Below are 19,718 nucleotides of genomic sequence, written 5' to 3' on the forward strand. Positions count from 1 at the left end.
AAAAAGAAAATATTCATTTACTTACTGTCATCGTGAAGAGCACTCGAAATGCGAACCGGATCACAGCGCGGTTGGGATGACACAAAACTCCAGTAAACGGCACATTTATCCGATTCCTGTCGGAGGGCGATGGCGAAACAATAGACAGGTCAAACACTTACCATCAGTATGGCTTCATGACTAAGCCAGGAGACAGTTATGCTCACCACCTTGATAGATGAAGGACTGATCTGCCTCGACCTTGCCGCCACCGACAAGCAGACCCTGTTTGTCGAACTGGCCACTCAGCTCAAGAACCGCGGTAAAATCAGCGATCAGGATGCTTTCGTGCGCGATCTCTGGGCGCGGGAGCAACTCGGCAACACCGGCTTCGAGCAGGGGGTCGCCCTGCCCCACGCCAAGAGCGAGGCGGTGTTGCAACCGGCCATCGTCGTCGGCATCAGCCGGCAGGGGATAGATTTCGGTGCCGAGGATGGCTTGCCCTCCCGCCTGTTCTTCATGATTGCCTCCCCCACCGGGGCCGCGAACCACCATATCGAGGTGCTGGCGGAGCTCTCCACCAGGCTGCTGGAACCCGGCTTTATCCCACAGATGCAGTCGACTACCGGCAAGGCCGAGGTGCTGGCCCTGCTCTCGGGCAAGGGCGCAAGTAGCCAGCCCGTCCAGACCCATACCAGCACTCAAGCCGCCAAAAGCGTGCCCGAACCGCAGGATCGCAGCATCAAGGCCCAGCTCAATACCCTGAAGCAACACCTGCTGTTTGGCACCTCCCACATGATCCCCTTCATCGTCGCGGGGGGTGTGCTGCTGTCGCTCTCTGTCATGCTGAGCGGCAAGGGCGCGGTGCCCGAGGCGGGCTTCCTGAAAGACATGGCCGACATGGGCATCGCCGGGCTCACCCTGTTTACCGCCGTGCTCGGCGGCTACATCGCCTACTCCATGGCGGACAAGCCCGGCCTGGCGCCCGGCATGATCGGCTCCTGGATCGCGGTGCAGCAGTTTCACACCGGTTTTCTCGGCGCCATTTTGGTGGGCTTTATCGCCGGGCTTATCGTCAATCAGCTCAAGCGCATAAAACTGCCGGACTCCATGAGTTCGCTGGGCTCCATCTTCATCTATCCCCTCATCGGCACCTTCCTGGTGTGCGGCATCGTCATGTGGGTCATAGGTGCGCCCATCGCCGCCATGATGGAGGGGATGAACCACTGGCTCTCCAGCATGGCGGGCTCCGGCAAGGTGATGCTCGGCGCCATCCTGGGCGGCATGACGGCGTTTGACATGGGCGGCCCGGTCAACAAGGTCGCCACCCTGTTCGCCCAGACCCAGGTCAACACCCAGCCCTGGCTGATGGGGGGCGTCGGCATCGCCATCTGCGTGCCGCCGCTCGGCATGGCGCTGGCTACCCTACTCTCCCCCAAGCGCTACAAGAAGGAGGAGCGTGAAGCGGGCAAGGCAGCCGCCATCATGGGCATGATCGGCATCAGCGAGGGGGCCATCCCGTTCGCCGCCGCCGACCCGGTGCGCGTCATTCCGGCCATCGTCGCGGGGGGCATAGTCGGCAACATCACGGGTTTCATGATGCACAGCATCAACCACGCCCCCTGGGGCGGCTGGATAGTGCTGCCTGTGGTGGAAGGCAAGATGGGCTATATCCTCGGCACTGTACTCGGCGCCCTCACCACGGCCCTTATCGTCAACCTGCTGAAAAAACCGGTCACCGAAGAAGATGACGTGACCGTTGCCGACGCCGACTACCAGGCCATCGAGGCGGAAGGAGAGGCAGACGTGCTCGCCATCACCGCCTGTCCCTCCGGTGTGGCCCACACCTTCCTCGCCGCCAAGAGCCTGCAAAAAGCGGCAGCCAAGGCGGGGATCAAGCTGAAAGTGGAAACCCAGGGCGCCAATGGCATCATCAACCGTATCACGGCCAGGGACGTGGCCAACGCCCGCTGCGTCATCCTGGCCCACGACGTGGCCATCAAGAACAAGGAGCGCTTCACCAATATCGAGATAATCGATGTCAAGACGAAGGATGCTATCCATAATCCAGATGGATTGCTGGCCCGCACCCAGGCGGCCAGCAACAAGGTGGCCTGATAAACCCATGTGAATGCGATAACTCGTTGAGATGAAAAGGGGCCCTAGGGCCCCTTTTTAGTCGATGTCTCGGTACATTCCCCATCAGATGGCCCAACCACCGAGCCCTCGGTAGCAGGTCCCCAGAGCCAGGGTCTAGTGCCTCTTGCCCCTATTTTCCTTACCGTTTTGACTGAGCCACGAGGTCTCTATTCGCAATGGGACTGACCCAAGTGGGGATGGCCACGTCCTTCGCCGACTCGTTAAGATAGGCCCCCAGGCGCCACGCCTTTTCCCCCCGGAGTCATAGATGGATCTTATGTTGTTGCTCGGCCTGATCGCCATGGGATGCACCTTCTATGCCATGCGCTTCTGGGACAAGCGCCACGCCAACCCCGACTGGCTGCGCCTGCCCAGCCGTGCCGAGTACCTGGACGACCACCCGGATTGCGCCACCGGGGATGAGCTGGGTGCCCGTTGCTGTGCCTGCGGCTCGGACAAGGTTGTCGGCCATCCCCAGACCGGCTGGCCGGATCATCGCTATCGTCACTCCTGTCTCGCCTGCGGCAAGGCGCTGTTTCGCACCCAAGAGCCCAGGTAAAAACCTGGTAGCCTACTGATATACACGAGTGACTGAATTTAAAAGGATTTCCATGAGCGAGCCCATATTCACGACCCGTTGGCGCTGGCTACGTCAGCATGTGAAGAAACTGCGGGCAGGCACGCCAGAAGCGGAAGATGAGGGAAGCATCTGGCGTTTCGTCGGTGTAGTGATGGCGGCGATCCCTGCCCTTACTGCGGCGACTTATCTGCTGGGGATGGCCTACCACTATGGCTATACAATGGCCTTTCGTCTTGATTATGCGGAGTTTTCTCCACCGGCGGACTATCTGCTGGCCTTTGGGCTCATGACGACGCTCAATATACTCAAACCCTGGATGTGGCCCGTACTGGGCTTCATCATTTCGATTTTCACCATTTGTGCCGTCCTGATCTTTTGTCCGCGCTGGAGGTTCCGCCTCACCTGGTGGTGGCAAACATCCTGGCTGTATCGGGCGGCCCGCAAGCAAACCAAGAAGAAAAAGCGCTACCCAGCCCCCTCCCTTCGCCGAGCATTTATCTGGCTAGGCGATAACTACTACAAATTTGCCTTCCTGGTTCTGGCGATACTGATCCCCGTCCTGGGCGCTATCGGCTTCTTTATAGAAGGGTTAAAGACAGCACAGTCACAGATCACCCTCCTCGAACAGGGCAACTGGCCAGAGAACGAAGCCCATAGCCAGTCGCCCCTGCTCGGGGATGAGCCCCATATCCGCATCGCCTGCAATAGCTCCCACTGCGCCTATTGCCTCAAAGGCGGCGATACCCTGATCCTGCGTTTCGAGCAGATTGAGCAGACCCGCTATCGCGCCAAGCCATCTACCCCAAACACAGCGGGCCACCCATAGGCGGTCCGCTTATCATCAACGCTCCATCAATTTGCCAGCAGATCGGTGAGCGCACCGATCAGGGCATCCAGTCCCTTGTCGAGCTTCTTGCGCGAGCAGCCGACGTTGAGACGGATAAAGCCGCGCCCCTCGGGGCCATAGGTGTCGCCACGCATGATGGCGACTCGGTATTTCTCCACCAGCAGGGTTTGCAGGGCGTCCATCTTCTCTGTCGTATCGATGCCAAGCCCGCGTAAATTAATCCAGGCGAGGTAGGTGCCTTCGGGCACCCGATAGTCAATGGCGGGGAAAGCCCCATTGAGCCGCGTGGCCACTCGGCTCAAGTTGTCGTGCAGGTGGATTTTCAGGGCGTCCAGCCAGGCATCGCCGTCGTGATAGGCGCTGATATGGGCCAGCACCCCTAGGATGGGGGGGGATGAGAGGCCGTGGGCGGCCTTGAGGCGGCGCAGATAATCGGCGCGCGCCGCGGCATCCGGAATAAAGGCGTAGGCGCCGCCGAGGGCCGGGATGTTGAAAGACTTGGAACCCGAACTCACCAGGGCCCAGCCATCGTTCATGGCCACCTCGCTCCAGGGCGTGTAGGGGGCGAAGCTCATGTCCATGTGGATATCATCCGAGATGACCCTCACCCCATGGCGCTGGCAGATGGTCGCCATGCGAGAGAGTTCGTCCCGCGTCCAGACCCGGCCCGTGGGGTTGTGGGGGTTGCACAGCAGCAGAACGCGGCAATCCGGGCGGGCCGTCAAACGCTCGAAGCCCTCCCAGTCGATGTGATAGCTCCCCTCCCGCTTTTCTAGCGGGCAGGAGAGCAGCACGCGGTCGTTGGCGCCGAGCATATTGCCGAAGGCATCGTAGGCCGGGGTGTGTACCAGCACCCCTTCGCCGGGAGCGGACCAGAGGCTTATCAGCTGGGCGATGATATAGATGACGGAAGGGCCGTAGACCAGGATTTCTGGGTCCAGTTCGGCGCCATAGCGGCGGGCAAACCAGTGGCAGATGGCCCCCTTGAAGTCGTCGTGATTCCAGCGGCTGTAGCCAAAGACCCCGTGCTCCAGCCGTTTGGCCAAGGCCGCGCGAATGCAGGGGGCCATTTCCAGATCCATGTCGGAGATGGTAAAGGGGAGCAGGTCGGCATGGCCGAAGCGGTCCGCCACATAGTCCCACTGGGTGCAGTAGGTGCCGTGGCGGTCGACCTCTCGCTCGAAGTCATAAATCTGATGCATGGGGTTTGATTCTCCATCGATGCGGCGAATAACCAGGAGGAAGAGACAAGGGGGCCTCGGCCCCCTTGTCGTGATTGTCGGTCCGCACTCAGGCGCCCATCAGGCTCTGCAGCTGGTTTTTCACCAGATGGACCTGGGGCCCTATCACCACCTGCAGGTTGTGCTCGTCAAGCTTGATCACCCCGATGGCGCCGTTGGCCTTGAGCAGCTTGTCATCGACCCGGCTCATGTCCTGCACCGACATCCGCAGCCGGGTGATGCAGTTATCCAGCGCCAGTATGTTGTCGGCGCCCCCCAGGGCATTGAGGATGATCTCGCCGTTGTAACCGCTGCTGCCCGCCTTCTTGCCGGCCGGTTGTGGCGCGTCGTTGCTCTCGATCTCCCGGCCCGGGGTTTTCAGGTTGAAGCGCACTATGGCGAAGCGGAACACCCCGTAGTAGATGGCAAACCAGATGGCGGCCGCCACCGGCACCAGGTACCACTTCGTGGCGGTGCCTTGCAGCACGCCGAACACCAGGAAATCGATGAGGTTGCCATCGGTGTTGCCTATGGTGACCCCGAGCAGCCCCATGGTCATGAAGCCAAGGCCAGTCAGGATGGCGTGGATGACGTAGAGTACGGGGGCGACAAACAGGAACAGGAACTCGAGCGGTTCGGTGATGCCGCCGATGACACAGGCAACGACCCCGGAGACCAGCAGCGCCTTGATCTTGCCGCGATTCTCCGGACGGGCGCAGTGATACATGGCGAGGGCCGCGCCCGGCAGGCCGCCGAGGAAGGCCGGCATCTTGCCCTGGGAGAGGAAGGAGGTGGCCGACACCGAGAACTGGGTGGTATCAGCGCAGGAGAGCTCGGAGTAGAAGATATTGAGGGCCCCGCTCACCTCGTTGCCACAGACCAGCTGAGTGCCACCGGCCTCGGTGAAGCGAATGAGCGCCACCAGGATGTGATGCAGACCGAGGGGCAGCAGCAGACGTTCACCCGTGCCAAACAGGAAGGGACCGAAGGGGCCGGCGTGGGAGATGACGGCGCCGATGCCGTTGATGCCGGCGGCAAACCAGGGCCAGACCAGGGGCACCACCAGACCGACCACCCCCAGCACGATGGCTGTGATGATGGGCACGAAGCGGGCGCCGCCGAAGAAGGCCAGGGCGTCGGGCATCTTGTAGGTGTAGAAGCGGGCGTGCAGCTTGGCGACGATAACCCCGACTATGATGGCCCCAAGGATCCCGGTGTCGATGGAGCTGATGCCGAGGATGGATTTCACCCCGTAGGCCTTCTCCGCCGTGGCGTCGCCGATGACGTTCGCCACCGTCAGATAGAAGTTGATGGAGAGGTTCAGGGCCGCGTAGCCGACGAAACCGGCGAAGGCCGCCACCCCCTTCTCTTCACGGGCGAGGCCGAGGGGAATGGCGACGGCGAACATCACCGGCAGGTAGATGAAGGCCACCAGCCCCACCTTGGTCATCCAGAGGAACAGCAGTTGCAGCACGGTATGATCGAGGAAGGGCATGCTCTGCTTCACCGCATCGCTGGTGAGTGAGCTGCCGACACCGAGCAGGATACCGGAGAAGGCGAGCAGGGCGACCGGCAGCATAAAGGTCTTGCCGAGGCTCTGCAGGAACTCCCAGATCGTGGATTTGGCGGGGGACTTGGCCATCTGTCTAATCCTTGTGAAGTGAAGGTCAGGTCCTGTGCCTCCCCTTCTCCTGCCCGTCAGCAGTGCTGGACGGAGAACAAGGGATCGCATCAGGTTTTTTTGAATGATAAAACGTTTTATCAACTAAAAATCCGCGACAAGATCACAATTTCACCGCCATAAACGCCATCGTCACCAGATCTGTGAGGCAGATCTCTCCCTGCGTGCTGTAACGTTTTACTCCCCTCCCTCTGAGGGTATGCTGTGCCTCTCGGCTCTCCTTATCGTCCCATGCCCTCGCCTATGTCGCTCAAACCGCTGCCATCCAAGAATGCCAAGATCACCGACGTGGCCCAGCTGGCGGGGGTCTCGGTCACCACAGTCTCCATGGTGCTGCGGGGCAAGGGGCGCATCTCCCCGGCTACCGCAGAGCGGGTGCAGCAGGCCATCAGCCAACTCGATTATGTGCCCAACAGTGCCGCCGCCAACCTGCGCAGCCAGCACTCCAACCTGGTGGGGCTGATCCTGCGCGACATCACCGACCCCTTCTATACCGAGGTAACCGCCGGGGTGAGCGAGGTGCTGGAGCAGCAGGGTTATCTGCTGTTTCTGACCCAGTGCGGCCACAGCCCGGAGCGGCTGCAGCAGAGCATCCAGTCCCTGTCGCGCCAGGGGGTGGCCGGCATCATCTTCAACCCGGTGCGCGGCGCCGCCGCCAAGACGCTGCAGACCCTGCTCGACTCCCAGTTGCCCGTGGTGTGCGCCGCCCGCTCCTACTATCGCGACGACGTGGACTTTATCGGCCCGGACAACACCCACGCCGCCCAGCAGGCCGCCACCTACCTCATCGAGCAGGGCCATCGCCATATCGCCTACGTGGGCGGGCGGGCGGACTCCCTCACCCGGGCCGAGCGGATCGGCGGCTACTGCGCCAGCCTGCTGCAATACGGATTGCCGTTCAAACCCGAGTGGGTGCTGGAGTGCGACCGTACCCAGCGCAGCGCCGCCGACACCATAGCCCAGTTGCTGCACCAGCATCCCAAGGTGACCGCCATCCTCTGCCACTATCCCGAGGTGGCCCTCGGCGGTATCTACGGGGTGGAGGCGAGCGGGCGCACCGTGGGCAAGGACAACTACATAGGCCAGCAGGTGGCCCTGCTCGGCTTTGACGACATCGCCGAGGCCGAACTCACCTTCCCCGCCCTCACCTTCGTCGACTCCCCGGCCCGGGAGATTGGCCGCCAGGCCGCCCGCCGTCTGCTGACCCGCATGCAGCAACCCGAACTCGCCCCCAACCGCCATATCATCACCCCGAGCCTGCAGAAGCGGGAATCGGCATAAGATCCCCGTGCGCAGCCGCCCGGCCCCGCAGCAGCTCATTTCGCTATGGGGTAGTATTGCCTGCTGCCTGTCAGCCGATATAGGCACCCGATAGGCGCCCTAGCCTGAATCGGCCCCCGCATGGGGAGTCTCCGTTCATCGGTGATAGGAGTGCCAAGTGGATAAGAATATGATGGGCCAGCCCCCCAGTTAATGAGCCCGGATCAAGATGAGTACTCAGAGCAGAGAGCAACAACAGACAGAGCCGCAGAACGAGATCCACCGCTGTGGCCAGTGCGGCGAGCGAACCCGCCATCTGGTGGTGCTGGTCGCCCGCGATCACAGCCAGGACATCATGCCCAAGGATCCGCACAAGGCCTTCTGGCAAGCTTTTCGTGCCAGCAGCATCACCAACGCGGTATTCGGTGACAAGCTCGCCTACCAGGCTCCCAATGTGAGGCACCTGATCTGCGAGCGCTGCGGCGAAACATTTCTCGAGCGCTGAGTCACGTGGCCGCCCCCATGGTGCGTGGCTGTGAGAGAGGCCCCGAAACAGGTGGAGTACCAACATGGCATACCAGATTGCCCCATCCAGGCAACGAAGTGAGACGAAGATGGAATATCACGAGGTCGATACAGGCGAACTGCCCATGGCGCTGTTGCTGGAAGCGGATCCGGCCAAGCCGCGCATCGATGCCTATCTGGCCGGCTCCTGGGGCTTTGTCACCAGAGAGGGGAATGAGGTGGTAGGTGCCTGCGTAGCTGGCCTGATTGGGGAGCGAACGGCCGAGATCTTCAATATCGCCGTGGCCCCATCCCACCAGCAAAGAGGCATAGGCTCAGGGCTGCTGCACTTCGTACTGGCCCGCCTTGCCGACAGGGGTGTGCGCCGCGTCGAGCTCGGTACCGGCAGCTTCGGCCATCAGCTCACCTACTACCAGCGCCACGGCTTTCGCGTCCATGCCGTCCTGAAGGATCACTTCCTTATTCACTACCCAGAGCCTCTGATGGAGCACGGCATCCAGCACAAGGATATGCTGCGGCTCTGCCTTGAACTAAACCCAGCGGTCTCCTCTCAGCAACCAGTAACTAGCTAACACGGATGCTATACGCGCTGAAACCAATACATCTGGATCATCAAATAATTTATTGATTTACCGCCAGTTATTATCTACTTCCTATTTTACTCACACGTCAGCTTGGTTAAGATGCCCCTCTTGGCAATCAAGGCCTCGCTGGAGTCTTCATGATGTTGCAGCACAGCTGCCATTACGAGAAGCTATCCGAGCCTCGCTGGGCCATCAATAGGACAAAAAAAGCAGACTGAGGGCTGAAACTCAGGGGCGGTAGCGTGGTTTTATGTTCTATCTCCAGCATGGGGCTGATCAATACGCTGGTTGTCGAAGCGAAGAAACTGGCACTGGTGCAAGGGGTCACTTCGCCTATCTTCTCCAACCAGAATGTGGATGGTTTTGATAACGATGATGTCTACCGCCATTTTCAGGGGCAGTTAAAAATGATGTAAGAGTGCCGCTAATTAGTAAACAGATTAGATTAATGTGAATCGGGGATAGACAATATCACCATTGACAAGCACTTCGCAAAAAATCCATTTACGCATCACTAATCGAATCTATGGTTAAAAATAGAACTTAAAATATTCTCATCACAAACATGAAATAAACAACAGCAGGATAATAATTTATGAAAAACCATCAAAACATTATCTATCATTTCTCAAAATTTAATAGTAGTGTCTCTATAGATATAGAACCTACAATTATTTACAGAGATATTTAATATTTCGATAAAATCACAAAGTAATAACTAAGTGAAATCCTTAATAGCAAGGGATGATTGATGATTTCACGAAGAACCTGCAAGCCAAGAAAATATTTAATAGTGAAGTCATTGTCAATACGATGTTAGGCGGAGAATATTATGAGAGTGATGTTTAAGGAAAATCTAGTGCTCGGTGTATTACCTTTATTGAAATGGCCTTTAATAATCACCACCCTTTATTTAGTTTTTCCTAGGTCCATTGGGAATGATTTGTCGTATTTTATAAAAGAAAATAACATTAAAAAACTAGAAGCAACTACAGGTGGCGTTTCTGTCGAGGTTGACACAACCAAAGCCATTCAGAACATTGAAAATGCAAAAGAAATCAAAAGATTAATTGGTTCAGTCAGCGCAGAAAAAGAATTAAAAAGTCAACGAAATGAGGTTGATAACATTTTAAAGAAAGTTGAAGAAAAGTCAGACGAAATAATAAAAACATCCTTAAGTGCTTTCGCTAAGAATAAAGAAAGAAATTTTGTTGTCGGTGATGTAATGAATAGCATTGCTGAGTTTCAATACGTAATAGAGAAAGATGGTGAGAACGATATAGTTTTGAAAGTGTTTATCGATAAATTTCCTTATTATAAAAAATTTGATCTTTGCAGTAAAGAAGGTCACTATAAATTTCTTAGAAATATAAAAACATATAAATCAGGTGAGCCAGCCCAAGTAACCTACATTGACGAAATAGTTAACTGCAAGAGTAGCATTGAAATAGCTCCTCTTAGAAATGGAGAGTTTTTATATAGTTATAACTTGAACATATTAGATGGTTACAATATTGTTAAGGTACAAGGATTTGATACATTATTACCTCAAACTATGAATAGATTACGCGGCAATGTAATTTACACCCCCAATAGTGATAACATTATCAACTCTAAACTTGAAAAAAACAAATTAGTTGAAAGGGAATTTGTTAGTATAAATACATTTTAAATATGCATAGAGCATGCGGGTTTAGTGAGCACCTGGCACCGGCCTAAAACCGGTGTTTTGCCTACACTCGGTTAGTAGCCTAATTATCTAGGTATTTATTTTACATCGTAGGCACATTTGAACATTCGAATAATCACCTCTCCCCTCCTGCCAACACACTTTCAACTACCAAATAAGCTGTGTAATTCACTCCGTTCATTGCACCCTACGGCGCCCTTGCCTGTGGTTTTACTCGTTCACAGTGATGGTCCACCACGCCCGACGGCTCAACCCATTTCTCCACTTTTCTCTCCTCGTTCCTCCCTTGCACTCAACCATCACCGCCCTCAAACAGGGCCATTTATGTGCGTTGGCTCACATCCAGAAGACTCTCATTACCTCACAAATTTATAGAAATGCAGCTCCCCTCGCCCAGGTAAGGGCTGGCTCAATGGATGATGCCCATCGGCACATATATTTTTAATCTACTGATTTTTAACTATAAAAAATCACTCCATGGTTCAGTCCAGGCCTGCTTTGTCAGCTGGTCTGCTGTGAGATCGGGGTCACACTCAAGGTGATAGCGCACAAAAATCCAGTATTTCGCAGTTTTGTCCGATAGGGAGAAGGTTGCACGCCCACCATAATAGGAGGGTCAAATTTGTCTGCATGTCCCGGGGTAGCACCTGTCGTGGTCACCCGGGAAACGATGCCAACAGGCTCCAGCGAGGAGCGGGGAGAACACCATGATCACCACCCTTATCAACGAGCAGCTGATCGCGCTCGATTTAAAGGCCAGCCGCAAGGAGGAGGTCTTCAGCGAGATGGCCCATCTGCTGGCGGCGCAAGGCAAGGTCAGCGACGAGCAGCAGTTCATCAAGGACTTGTGGGCCCGGGAAGCGCTGGACAACACAGGTTTTGAGGAGGGGGTAGCCCTGCCCCACGCCAAGAGCGCGGCGGTGAGTACTCCGGCGGTGGCCATCGGCATCAGCCGCGCCGGCATCGACTACGGCGCCGAGGATGGCAAGCCGTCCCGCCTGTTCTTCATGATTGCCTCCCCGGCGGGCGGCGCGAACCACCATATCGAGGTGCTGGCCGAGCTCTCCGCCAAGCTGATTGAAGAGGGCTTTATCGACGCCCTGCTGGCCGCCAAGACCCCGGCCGAGGCGCTGGCGCTCTTGCTCGAGAAGAAGGAAGAGACGGTAGCCGCTCCGGCTGCCGACAAGGGCCTCATCATAGGGGTCACCGGCTGCCCGGCCGGTATCGCCCACACCTATCTGGCGGCCGAATCCCTAGAGCGCGCCGCCAAGGAGCTGGGTTACGAGGTGAAGGTGGAGACCAACGGCTCCATCGGCGTCAAGAACAGCCCGACTGCGGCCGAGATCGCCCGTGCCAGCGCCATCGTGGTGGCCTGCGACAAGCAGGTGGACATGGCCCGCTTCAACGGCAAGCCGCTGATCAAGACCGGCGTCAAGGCCCCCATCAAGGATGGCAAGGGGCTGATCGAGCAGGCCCTCAAGGCCCCCGCCTATGTGGCGGACAAGGATGAGCGCAAGAGCGAGGAGAAGAGCGCTGGCGGTACCTCCGATCTTTACCGCTACCTGATGAACGGCGTCTCCCACATGATCCCGTTTGTGGTCACCGGGGGCTTGCTGATCGCCCTGGCGCTCGCCATCGGCGGGGATCCGACCCCGAGCGGCATGCAGATCCCGGCAGGCAGCATGTGGAACCAGATCCTCAACGTGGGTGTCGCCGCCTTCACCCTGATGATCCCCATACTCGCCGGTTACATCGCCTACGCCATCGGTGACAGGCCGGCCCTGGCCCCCGGCTTTATCGGCGGCTGGATCGCCAACAACGGCAGCTTCTACGGCGCCGACGCCGGTACCGGCTTTATCGGTGCTATCATCGCGGGCCTGCTGGTCGGTTATCTGGTGCGCTGGATCGCGACCCGCCAGTACCACAAGATGGTGCAGCCCCTGGTGCCGATCCTCATCGCCCCCATCGTCGGCTCGCTGTTTATCGCGGCGGTGTTCATCTTCATCATCGGTGCCCCCATCGCGGACATGATGACGGGCCTCAACGCCATGTTGCTCTCCATGAGCGGTGGCAGCCTGGTCCTGCTCGGTATAGTGCTCGGTGGCATGGCGGGCTTTGACATGGGTGGCCCAGTCAACAAGGTGGCCTTCCTGTTCTCCGTGGGCATGATAGCCTCCGGCCAGACCCAGTTCATGGGGGCCATGGCCTGCGCCATCCCGGCCGCACCGCTCGGCATGTCGCTGGCCACCGTGCTCGGTCGCAAGCTCGGCATCTTCGATGCCACCGAGATCGAGGCAGGCAAGGCCGCCGGCGCCATGGGCCTGGTGGGGATCTCCGAGGGTGCCATTCCGTTCGCCGCCCGTGACCCGCTCGCCGTCATTCCGGCCAACATGCTGGGCAGCATGACAGCCGCCGTCATGGCCTTCCTGTTTGGCATCACCAACAGTGTGGCCCACGGTGGTCCCATCGTCGCCCTGCTCGGCGCGGTCAACAAGCCGTTGCTGGCCCTGCTCTGCATGATCTGTGGCGCCGTGGTCACCGGTGTGGTGGCAGTCGCCCTGAAAAAGCTGCGGATGAAGAAGACGGACGAGAGCGCGCTGGCCAAGGCCGCCTGATCCCCTCCTCACAACAAAATGCGAAGAGGCCACCCCGGGGTGGCCTCTTCCTGTTTCTGCTCTTTGCATTTGGCTTGTTGCCCGGCGCAGAGCCTGTTCCTCGGCTCCCCTCACCCGCTCGTTTCTTCCCCAATGGCGGCGCCTTGCCGTGATCCCCTTCACAGTTCGGGGACGGATCCCGCCAAACTAGGAAATTTTCCTACCCCCCCTAGGGATGGCTCTCACGCCATGGCGAACGGCCCTCATTACAGTCGACCCACCTGATGCAGTGATCCGCCTCGCCAAGCGGGCTGGACACAGGTTCAACGGGCAGGAGAGCGAGACAAGAGTCCACCCTGCCGCCTTTCGTGGCGTGACCTCCCAACGCGGGCCGACTCATCGGCCGCCAACCGGCCGGGGCCGCGGCGAAAATACCGTCTATTCGCAGAGGAAGAACGAAGATGTTGAAACTGCTCGAACAGGTCAGGGTCCCCACCCTGGACCTGCCGGTCGAAGCCCGGCGCAAGCTCTGGTTCAAGCCCTTTATGCAATCCTATCTGGTGGTCTTCATCGGCTACCTGACCATGTATCTGATCCGCAAGAACTTCAACATTGCGCAGAACGACATGATCCAGGAGTACGGTCTCTCCATGACCGAGCTCGGCATGATCGGCCTTGGCTTCTCCATCACCTACGGGGTGGGCAAGACCATCGTCTCCTACTACGCCGACGGCAAGAACACCAAGCAGTTCCTGCCGCTGATGCTGATCCTCTCCGCCCTGTGCATGCTGGGCTTCAGCGCCAGCATGGGAGGCACGGGTTTCAGCCTCTACCTGATGATCTTCTTCTATGCCCTGAGCGGTTTCTTCCAGAGCTGTGGCGGCTCCTGCAGCTACTCCACCATCACCAAGTGGACCCCTCGCAACAAGCGCGGCACCTACCTCGGCATGTGGAACCTATCCCACAACGTGGGGGGCGCCGGCGCGGCCGGTGTGGCGCTGTTCGGTGCCAACTACCTGTTCGACGGCAACGTGCTCGGCATGTTCATCTTCCCCTCCATCATCGCCCTCATCGTCGGCTTCGTGGGCCTACGTTTTGGCAGCGACTCGCCGGAATCCTATGGCCTCGGCAAGGTGGAGGAGCTGTTTGACGAAGTGGCGAGCGAAGAGGATGTCGCCACCGAGGAGCAGAAGCTCACCAAGTGGCAGATCTTCGTGAAATACGTGCTGATGAACAAGGTGATCTGGCTGCTCTGCTTCGCCAACATCTTCCTCTACGTGGTGCGCATCGGCATCGACCAGTGGTCCACCGTCTACGCCCACCAGGAGCTCGGCTTCTCCAAGGATGTGGCTATTCAGGGCTTCACCTTCTTCGAAGTGGGCGCCCTGGTCGGCACCCTGATGTGGGGCTACCTCTCCGATCTGGCGAACGGTCGTCGCGGCCTGGTGGCCTGCGTGGCCCTGGCACTCATCATCGCTACCCTGGGACTCTACCAGCACGCCACCACCCAGTTCATGTTCCTGGGCTCCCTCTTCCTGCTGGGCTTCCTGGTGTTCGGCCCGCAACTGCTGATCGGTGTCGCCGCCGTGGGTTTCGTGCCGAAACAGGGCATCAGCGTGGCCGATGGCGTCAAGGGCACCTTCGCCTACCTCATCGGTGACAGCTTCGCCAAGCTGGGCCTTGGCATGATCGCCGACGGCACCCCCATCTTCGGCCTGACCGGCTGGGACGGCACCTTCGCGGCGCTGGACATGGCCGCCGCCGCCTGCCTGGTGTTGATGGCCTGCGTGGCCGTGGCCGAGGAGCGCAAGATCCGCCGCATCAAGCGCGACATGAAGGCCGCTGAGCTGGCGACCCAATCCGCCTGATAACCAAGTTTCACTCCGTTGTGTGCATTCGGCTCGCCTCTGGCGGGCCGTTTTTTATGGCGCCACCATCGCCTTCAAATGGCGCCATGCCTTGCCCAAAGTGGCGTCAGAGCGCCGCCAAGATCCCACTTTTGCGGCCCCCCTTTGGCAAAAACGTCCCCTTGGCGCTATTGTGTTGCCCCACCCGAATTTGCCGTGAGAACCCATGAAGATCCTCGCCGTCACCGCCTGCCCCACCGGCATAGCCCACACCTACATGGCCGCCGAGGCCCTGCAAAAAGCCGCCGACAAGCTGGGACTCAAGATCAAGGTCGAGACCCAGGGGGCCATGGGGCTGGAGAACGTGCTGACCGCCCGGGACATCGCCTGTGCGGAACTGGTACTCATCGCCTCCGACATCGAGATTGAGCAGAAGGAGCGCTTCGCCGGCTGCTCCCTGCGCCTGGTATCGCTGGAATCCGTGCTGCTGGACGCCACCGCCGTGCTCAAAGCCGCTACCGCGGGTGCCTGATGCTCAACCGCGAGCTCACCTTCTTCTGCCGCCAGGGGCTCACCATCACCCAGGCCAAGCAGCTCTGCCGACTGGCGGGGTTGTTCAAGTCCCATGTCCAGCTCGTCAATGTGACTCGCCGCCAGAGCGTGGGGGCGGCCAATCAGCTCGCCCTGCTCACCCTGGCCACCCAGCCCGGGGACCTCTGCCAGTTGCAGATAGAGGGGCTGGACGCCGAGCTCGCCCACATGGCCTTCACCTGCTGGTGCGGGGAACTGGGCCAACCCCTGGGTCGCCCCTGCGCCTCCCCTCAGGCCGAGCAGCGCCTGTGCCAGCTCCAGCCCGATTATTGCTTCACCCAGTCCCAGCTCGGTCACACCAGCGCTCCCCTCGACAAGGCCCTGGCGCTGAGGGTGTTGGTGGATCTGCTGCCCGCCGAGCTGGTGCGAGACAGGCCGGCGCTGGAGCAGGCCATCGACGAGCGGGAGCGACTCGCCCCCACCATCATACGGCCAGGCCTCGCCATGCCCCACGTGATCAGCCCCGCCATCCGCCAGCCCTCTCTATCCCTACTCAGCTGCGCCGAGCCCATCGAGTGGGGCTCGGCCCTCGGGCCGGTGGAAGCCATCATCTTGCTGGCGATCCCGGCCGGGCTCGCCCCCGAACAACTGCGCCCCCTCACCCGGTTGGCCCGCGCCCTGATGGACGAGGTGGTGAGCACGGCCCTGCTCAAGGCCGGCACGGCCACCGCACGCCAGACCATCGTCATCGACGCCCTGCTCAGCTGAGCACTCAGGCCCCACGCTCCCGTTCATCCCCGTGCCAGCCCCTGTGTTACAATCCCCCATCCCCTGTTTTTGGTATGCCTGCGATGAAACCAAGCCGTCCCCGTCTCTCCCTCTCCGCCCGCCCTAGCGGCACTGACCGCGCCGCCAAGGTGGGCACGGTCACGCCAAGGGCGCGCGCCGGGAACAGCGAGCGCAAACCCGAGGTAGTGCCGGCGGATCGCAAGCTGCTGCTGCTGAACAAGCCCTACATGGTGCTGTGCCAGTTCACCGACGAAGGGGGGCGAAAGACCCTCAAGGATTACATCTCTGAGCCCGGTATCTATGCCGCCGGCCGGCTGGACCGCGACAGCGAGGGGCTCTTGCTGCTCACCAACGACGGCAAGCTGCAGGCCCGTCTCACCCAGCCGGGGGAGAAGACCCCCAAGACCTACTGGGTGCAGGTGGAAGGGATACCGAGTGAAGAGTCCCTGGCCAGCCTGCGGGCCGGAGTGGAGCTGAACGACGGCATGACCCTGCCCGCCGGGGCACGGATCATGGACGAGCCTGTTGTGTGGCCGCGCAACCCGCCCATCCGCGAGCGCAAGGAGATCCCCACCCGTTGGCTGGAGATCAAGATAGTGGAGGGGCGCAACCGCCAGGTGCGGCGCATGACCGCCCATATAGGTCACCCCACCTTGCGCCTCATCCGCTACGCCATCGGGGAGTGGACCCTCGACGGTCTGGCCCCGGGCCAGAGCCGCGCCCTGCCCGCCCCCGAACTAGCGGTGCTCCCGCGTGCCGGCGCCCCTCACCGAGGAGACAAGGCAGCGGGACCTGCTGATCGCTCATCCAAAAACCACGGTCAGCATGGTACCAAACCAAGTCCCTCCCGGCCCCTGGCCGGCAAACCCCGCAGCCCGGGGCGTGGCACGGCCCGTCGTCCGGCTCGCAGCGGCAACGGCCAGTCCTGAATAACAGCAAGCGACAAGGAGTCCTTATGACAGATCATCCCCCCCTGCTGAGTCGCCTGACGGTGGCCGCCCTGGTGCACTGGCAGGGCCGCTTCCTGCTGGTGGAAGAGGAGATTGCGGGGCGGCGCCGCTTCAATCAGCCCGCCGGCCATGTGGAACCGGGTGAAGATCTCATCCAGGCCGCCTGCCGCGAGCTGAAGGAGGAAACGGGTCTGACCGCACCTCCCACCGCCTGGCTCGGGGTCTATCTCTACAAGCCGGCGGACAGCGAGGCCACCTTCGTGCGCAGCGCCGTCATCTTCGACCTTGAAAAGGCGCCGGGTCAGCACCATCCAGAGGATCCCGACGGGGACGTGCTGGCCTGCCACTGGCTCACCCTGGACGAGATCGCCGAGTGCAAACCGGCCTTGCGAAGTCCATTGGTGTGGCAATGCATCCAGGATTACCTGGCCGGTACCCGCCTGCCCCTGTCGGCACTCAAGGCCTTTATCTGAGGCCATTTGGCACCGATTGCTCCGTTATGGGCGGATGACAAGAAAAACGATTTCCTGCCGCAACTCTTCATACAAAGCCGCGCGCAGTGAGATGTGACCGGGGGCGCAAAACTCTGGTAGAATACGCCCCGTTTAAACGAACTGGTAACAACACGCAATGACAGACAACAGCCAAATCAAGGTGATCGTCGGCATGTCCGGCGGTGTGGACTCTTCCGTCTCGGCCTACCTGCTCCAGCAGCAGGGCTATCAGGTCGAAGGCTTGTTCATGAAGAACTGGGAAGAAGACGACACGGACGAGTATTGCTCTGCCTCCCAGGATTTGGCTGACGCTCAGGCCGTCTGCGACAAGCTGGGCATGAAGCTGCACACCATCAACTTCGCCGCCGAGTACTGGGACAATGTGTTCGAGCACTTCCTCGAGGAGTACAAGGCGGGGCGTACCCCGAACCCGGATATCCTGTGCAACAAGGAGATCAAGTTCAAGGCGTTCCTGGAGTTTGCCGCCGAGGAGCTGGGTGCCCGCTACATCGCCACCGGCCACTATGTGCGCCGTGACGACAGCACGGGCCGCCCGCGCCTCTTGCGTGGTCTCGATGGCAACAAGGATCAGAGCTACTTCCTCTACACCCTGAGCGAACAACAAGTCGGTCAGAGCCTGTTCCCGGTGGGGGATCTGGAGAAGCCGGAGGTGCGCCGCATCGCCGAGCAGCTCGATCTCATCACCGCCAAGAAGAAGGATTCCACCGGCATCTGCTTCATCGGTGAGCGCAAGTTCAAGGACTTCCTCGCGAAATTCCTGCCCGCCCAACCCGGCCCCATCGAAACCGTGGATGGCAAGGTCATCGGCGAGCATCAGGGCCTGATGTATCACACCCTGGGTCAGCGCAAGGGCCTTGGCATCGGCGGTCGCAAAGACGCCACCGAGGAGGCCTGGTACGTGGTCGACAAGGAAGTGGAGCGCAACACCCTGATCGTCGCGCAAGGGGAGCATCCCCGCCTCTACTCCGACGGCCTGATCGCGAGCCAGCTGCACTGGGTAGATCGCACCCCCATTCGCGCGCCGCGCCGCTGCACCGTCAAGACCCGCTACCGTCAGGAAGACATTCCCTGCCTCATCCAGCCCATCGACGATGAGACCATCAGGGTCATCTTCGACGAGAAGCAGGCCGCGGTCACCCCGGGTCAGTCCGCCGTCTTCTACGACGGGGAAGAGTGCCTGGGCGGCGGCATCATAGAACAACGCTTCAGCCACCCGGTCTAAGGGATCAGGCATCAGGCTCCTTCTTCCCAGGCGGGAGAGGGGTCAGGATGAGGGGCAAGGCCCCTCTCCCCAAGAGAGCACAGAACAAGGATCATGGCTTGCTACGGCATCAGCCAATGAGTGAACAAGACAGGGCCGTGAAACGATGAACGATAAATTCCAAGACAGAACCATGGCCTTTGCCGGCATCTGCCAGGCGGCCTACCTGGTGCAGAAGGTGGCCCGCGACGGCACCTGCGACGAGGCCTCCCTTCGCGAGAGCCTGCAGAGCGTGCTGGTGACCGATCCCAAGCAGCCCCTGGAGGTGTTCGGCAGCCACCTCGCCATTCGCGACGGCTACCGCGCCCTGGTGGAGCAACTGGGCGCCGACGGCAACCAGAAGAACGCCGAGCTGACCCGTTACGTGGTGAGCCTGATCGCGCTGGAGCGCAAGCTCGCCAAGCGCAAGGACATCCTCAACATGCTGGGGGAGCGGATCAGCCAGATCGGTCGCCAGCAACAGCATTTCGACCTGCTCGACGAGCAGATCCTGGCCAACATGGCGAGCATCTACAGCGATCTTATCAGCCCGATAGGCCCCAGAATCCAGGTGGCGGGCACCCCGCTGTTCCTGCAGCAGCCCCTGGTGCAGCACAAGGTGCGTGCCCTGCTGCTGGCAGGCATCCGCGCCGTGGTGCTGTGGCGCCAGCTTGGCGGCAGCCGCACCCAGATCATCTTCGCCCGCAAGAAGATGGTGGAACTGGCCAAACGTTTTTAATCCCCCAC

At 59.8% G+C, this 19,718-nt stretch carries 18 protein-coding genes; 16 read left to right on the top strand and 2 right to left on the bottom strand.

The annotated features are described in order from the left end of the window. Positions 1-198: 198 nt before the first annotated feature. From ACT5M9_RS05275 to ACT5M9_RS05285, 3 genes are all read left to right on the top strand, one after another. Complete coding sequence (locus ACT5M9_RS05275; RefSeq protein ID WP_457981188.1) at positions 199-2,097, top strand: PTS fructose transporter subunit EIIC; 1,899 nt, start codon at positions 199-201, stop codon at positions 2,095-2,097. 289 nt (positions 2,098-2,386) lie between these two features. Then, a complete protein-coding gene (locus ACT5M9_RS05280) occupies positions 2,387-2,677 on the top strand; it encodes a hypothetical protein (protein ID WP_457981186.1) in 291 nt (96 codons plus the stop codon). Positions 2,678-2,729: 52 nt separating this feature from the next. Next, positions 2,730-3,524 (top strand): hypothetical protein, encoded by a 795-nt coding sequence (locus tag ACT5M9_RS05285; RefSeq protein ID WP_457981184.1) that lies wholly within the window; start codon positions 2,730-2,732, stop codon positions 3,522-3,524. Between the two features lie 26 nt (positions 3,525-3,550). On the opposite strand, the gene ACT5M9_RS05290 is transcribed toward ACT5M9_RS05285, so the two are convergent. Together ACT5M9_RS05290 and malX are read right to left on the bottom strand one after the other, a co-directional pair. Beyond that, the gene (locus tag ACT5M9_RS05290) at positions 3,551-4,747 is read right to left on the bottom strand and encodes a MalY/PatB family protein (RefSeq protein WP_457981182.1); all 1,197 of its coding nucleotides are present in this window, start codon (positions 4,745-4,747) and stop codon (positions 3,551-3,553) included. 88 nt (positions 4,748-4,835) lie between these two features. Further along, on the bottom strand, positions 4,836-6,407 hold the full coding sequence (gene malX / locus ACT5M9_RS05295) for a maltose/glucose-specific PTS transporter subunit IIBC (protein ID WP_457981180.1): 1,572 nt from the start codon (positions 6,405-6,407) through the stop codon (positions 4,836-4,838). A 282-nt stretch (positions 6,408-6,689) separates the two neighbouring features. On the opposite strand from malX, the gene ACT5M9_RS05300 reads away from it, so the two are divergent. From ACT5M9_RS05300 to hflD, 13 genes are all read left to right on the top strand, one after another. Next, the gene (locus ACT5M9_RS05300; protein WP_457981179.1) at positions 6,690-7,727 is read left to right on the top strand and encodes a Mal regulon transcriptional regulator MalI; all 1,038 of its coding nucleotides are present in this window, start codon (positions 6,690-6,692) and stop codon (positions 7,725-7,727) included. A 208-nt stretch (positions 7,728-7,935) separates the two neighbouring features. Next, entirely contained in the window at positions 7,936-8,211 is a 276-nt protein-coding gene (locus tag ACT5M9_RS05305) for a hypothetical protein (RefSeq protein ID WP_457981177.1), read from the top strand. Positions 8,212-8,320: 109 nt separating this feature from the next. Further along, entirely contained in the window at positions 8,321-8,803 is a 483-nt protein-coding gene (locus tag ACT5M9_RS05310; protein ID WP_457981175.1) for a GNAT family N-acetyltransferase, read from the top strand. Between the two features lie 278 nt (positions 8,804-9,081). Next, positions 9,082-9,231: a hypothetical protein gene (locus tag ACT5M9_RS05315; RefSeq protein ID WP_457981173.1), complete on the top strand. Its 150-nt coding sequence runs from the start codon at positions 9,082-9,084 to the stop codon at positions 9,229-9,231. A 416-nt stretch (positions 9,232-9,647) separates the two neighbouring features. After that, the gene (locus ACT5M9_RS05320) at positions 9,648-10,487 is read left to right on the top strand and encodes a hypothetical protein (protein ID WP_457981172.1); all 840 of its coding nucleotides are present in this window, start codon (positions 9,648-9,650) and stop codon (positions 10,485-10,487) included. A 725-nt stretch (positions 10,488-11,212) separates the two neighbouring features. After that, positions 11,213-13,120, top strand: coding sequence for a PTS fructose transporter subunit IIABC (locus ACT5M9_RS05325; protein WP_457981170.1), 1,908 nt, complete (start codon positions 11,213-11,215; stop codon positions 13,118-13,120). 440 nt (positions 13,121-13,560) lie between these two features. Next, entirely contained in the window at positions 13,561-14,967 is a 1,407-nt protein-coding gene (gene uhpT, locus ACT5M9_RS05330; RefSeq protein ID WP_457981168.1) for a hexose-6-phosphate:phosphate antiporter UhpT, read from the top strand. A gap of 205 nt (positions 14,968-15,172) precedes the next feature. Next, positions 15,173-15,478: a PTS fructose transporter subunit IIB gene (locus ACT5M9_RS05335; protein WP_457981166.1), complete on the top strand. Its 306-nt coding sequence runs from the start codon at positions 15,173-15,175 to the stop codon at positions 15,476-15,478. Then, complete coding sequence (locus ACT5M9_RS05340) at positions 15,478-16,245, top strand: PTS sugar transporter subunit IIA (protein ID WP_457981164.1); 768 nt, start codon at positions 15,478-15,480, stop codon at positions 16,243-16,245. Before ACT5M9_RS05335 ends, ACT5M9_RS05340 begins: the two co-directional genes overlap by 1 nt. A 74-nt stretch (positions 16,246-16,319) precedes the next feature. Then, complete coding sequence (locus tag ACT5M9_RS05345) at positions 16,320-17,195, top strand: pseudouridine synthase (protein WP_457981162.1); 876 nt, start codon at positions 16,320-16,322, stop codon at positions 17,193-17,195. Between the two features lie 26 nt (positions 17,196-17,221). After that, positions 17,222-17,689, top strand: coding sequence for an NUDIX hydrolase (locus ACT5M9_RS05350; RefSeq protein ID WP_457981160.1), 468 nt, complete (start codon positions 17,222-17,224; stop codon positions 17,687-17,689). A 157-nt stretch (positions 17,690-17,846) separates the two neighbouring features. Then, entirely contained in the window at positions 17,847-18,953 is a 1,107-nt protein-coding gene (gene mnmA / locus ACT5M9_RS05355) for a tRNA 2-thiouridine(34) synthase MnmA (RefSeq protein ID WP_457981158.1), read from the top strand. 145 nt (positions 18,954-19,098) lie between these two features. Continuing rightward, positions 19,099-19,710, top strand: coding sequence for a high frequency lysogenization protein HflD (gene hflD / locus ACT5M9_RS05360; protein ID WP_457981156.1), 612 nt, complete (start codon positions 19,099-19,101; stop codon positions 19,708-19,710). Positions 19,711-19,718 lie beyond the last annotated feature (8 nt).

The organism is Aeromonas sp. AE23HZ002T15 (assembly GCF_054165525.2).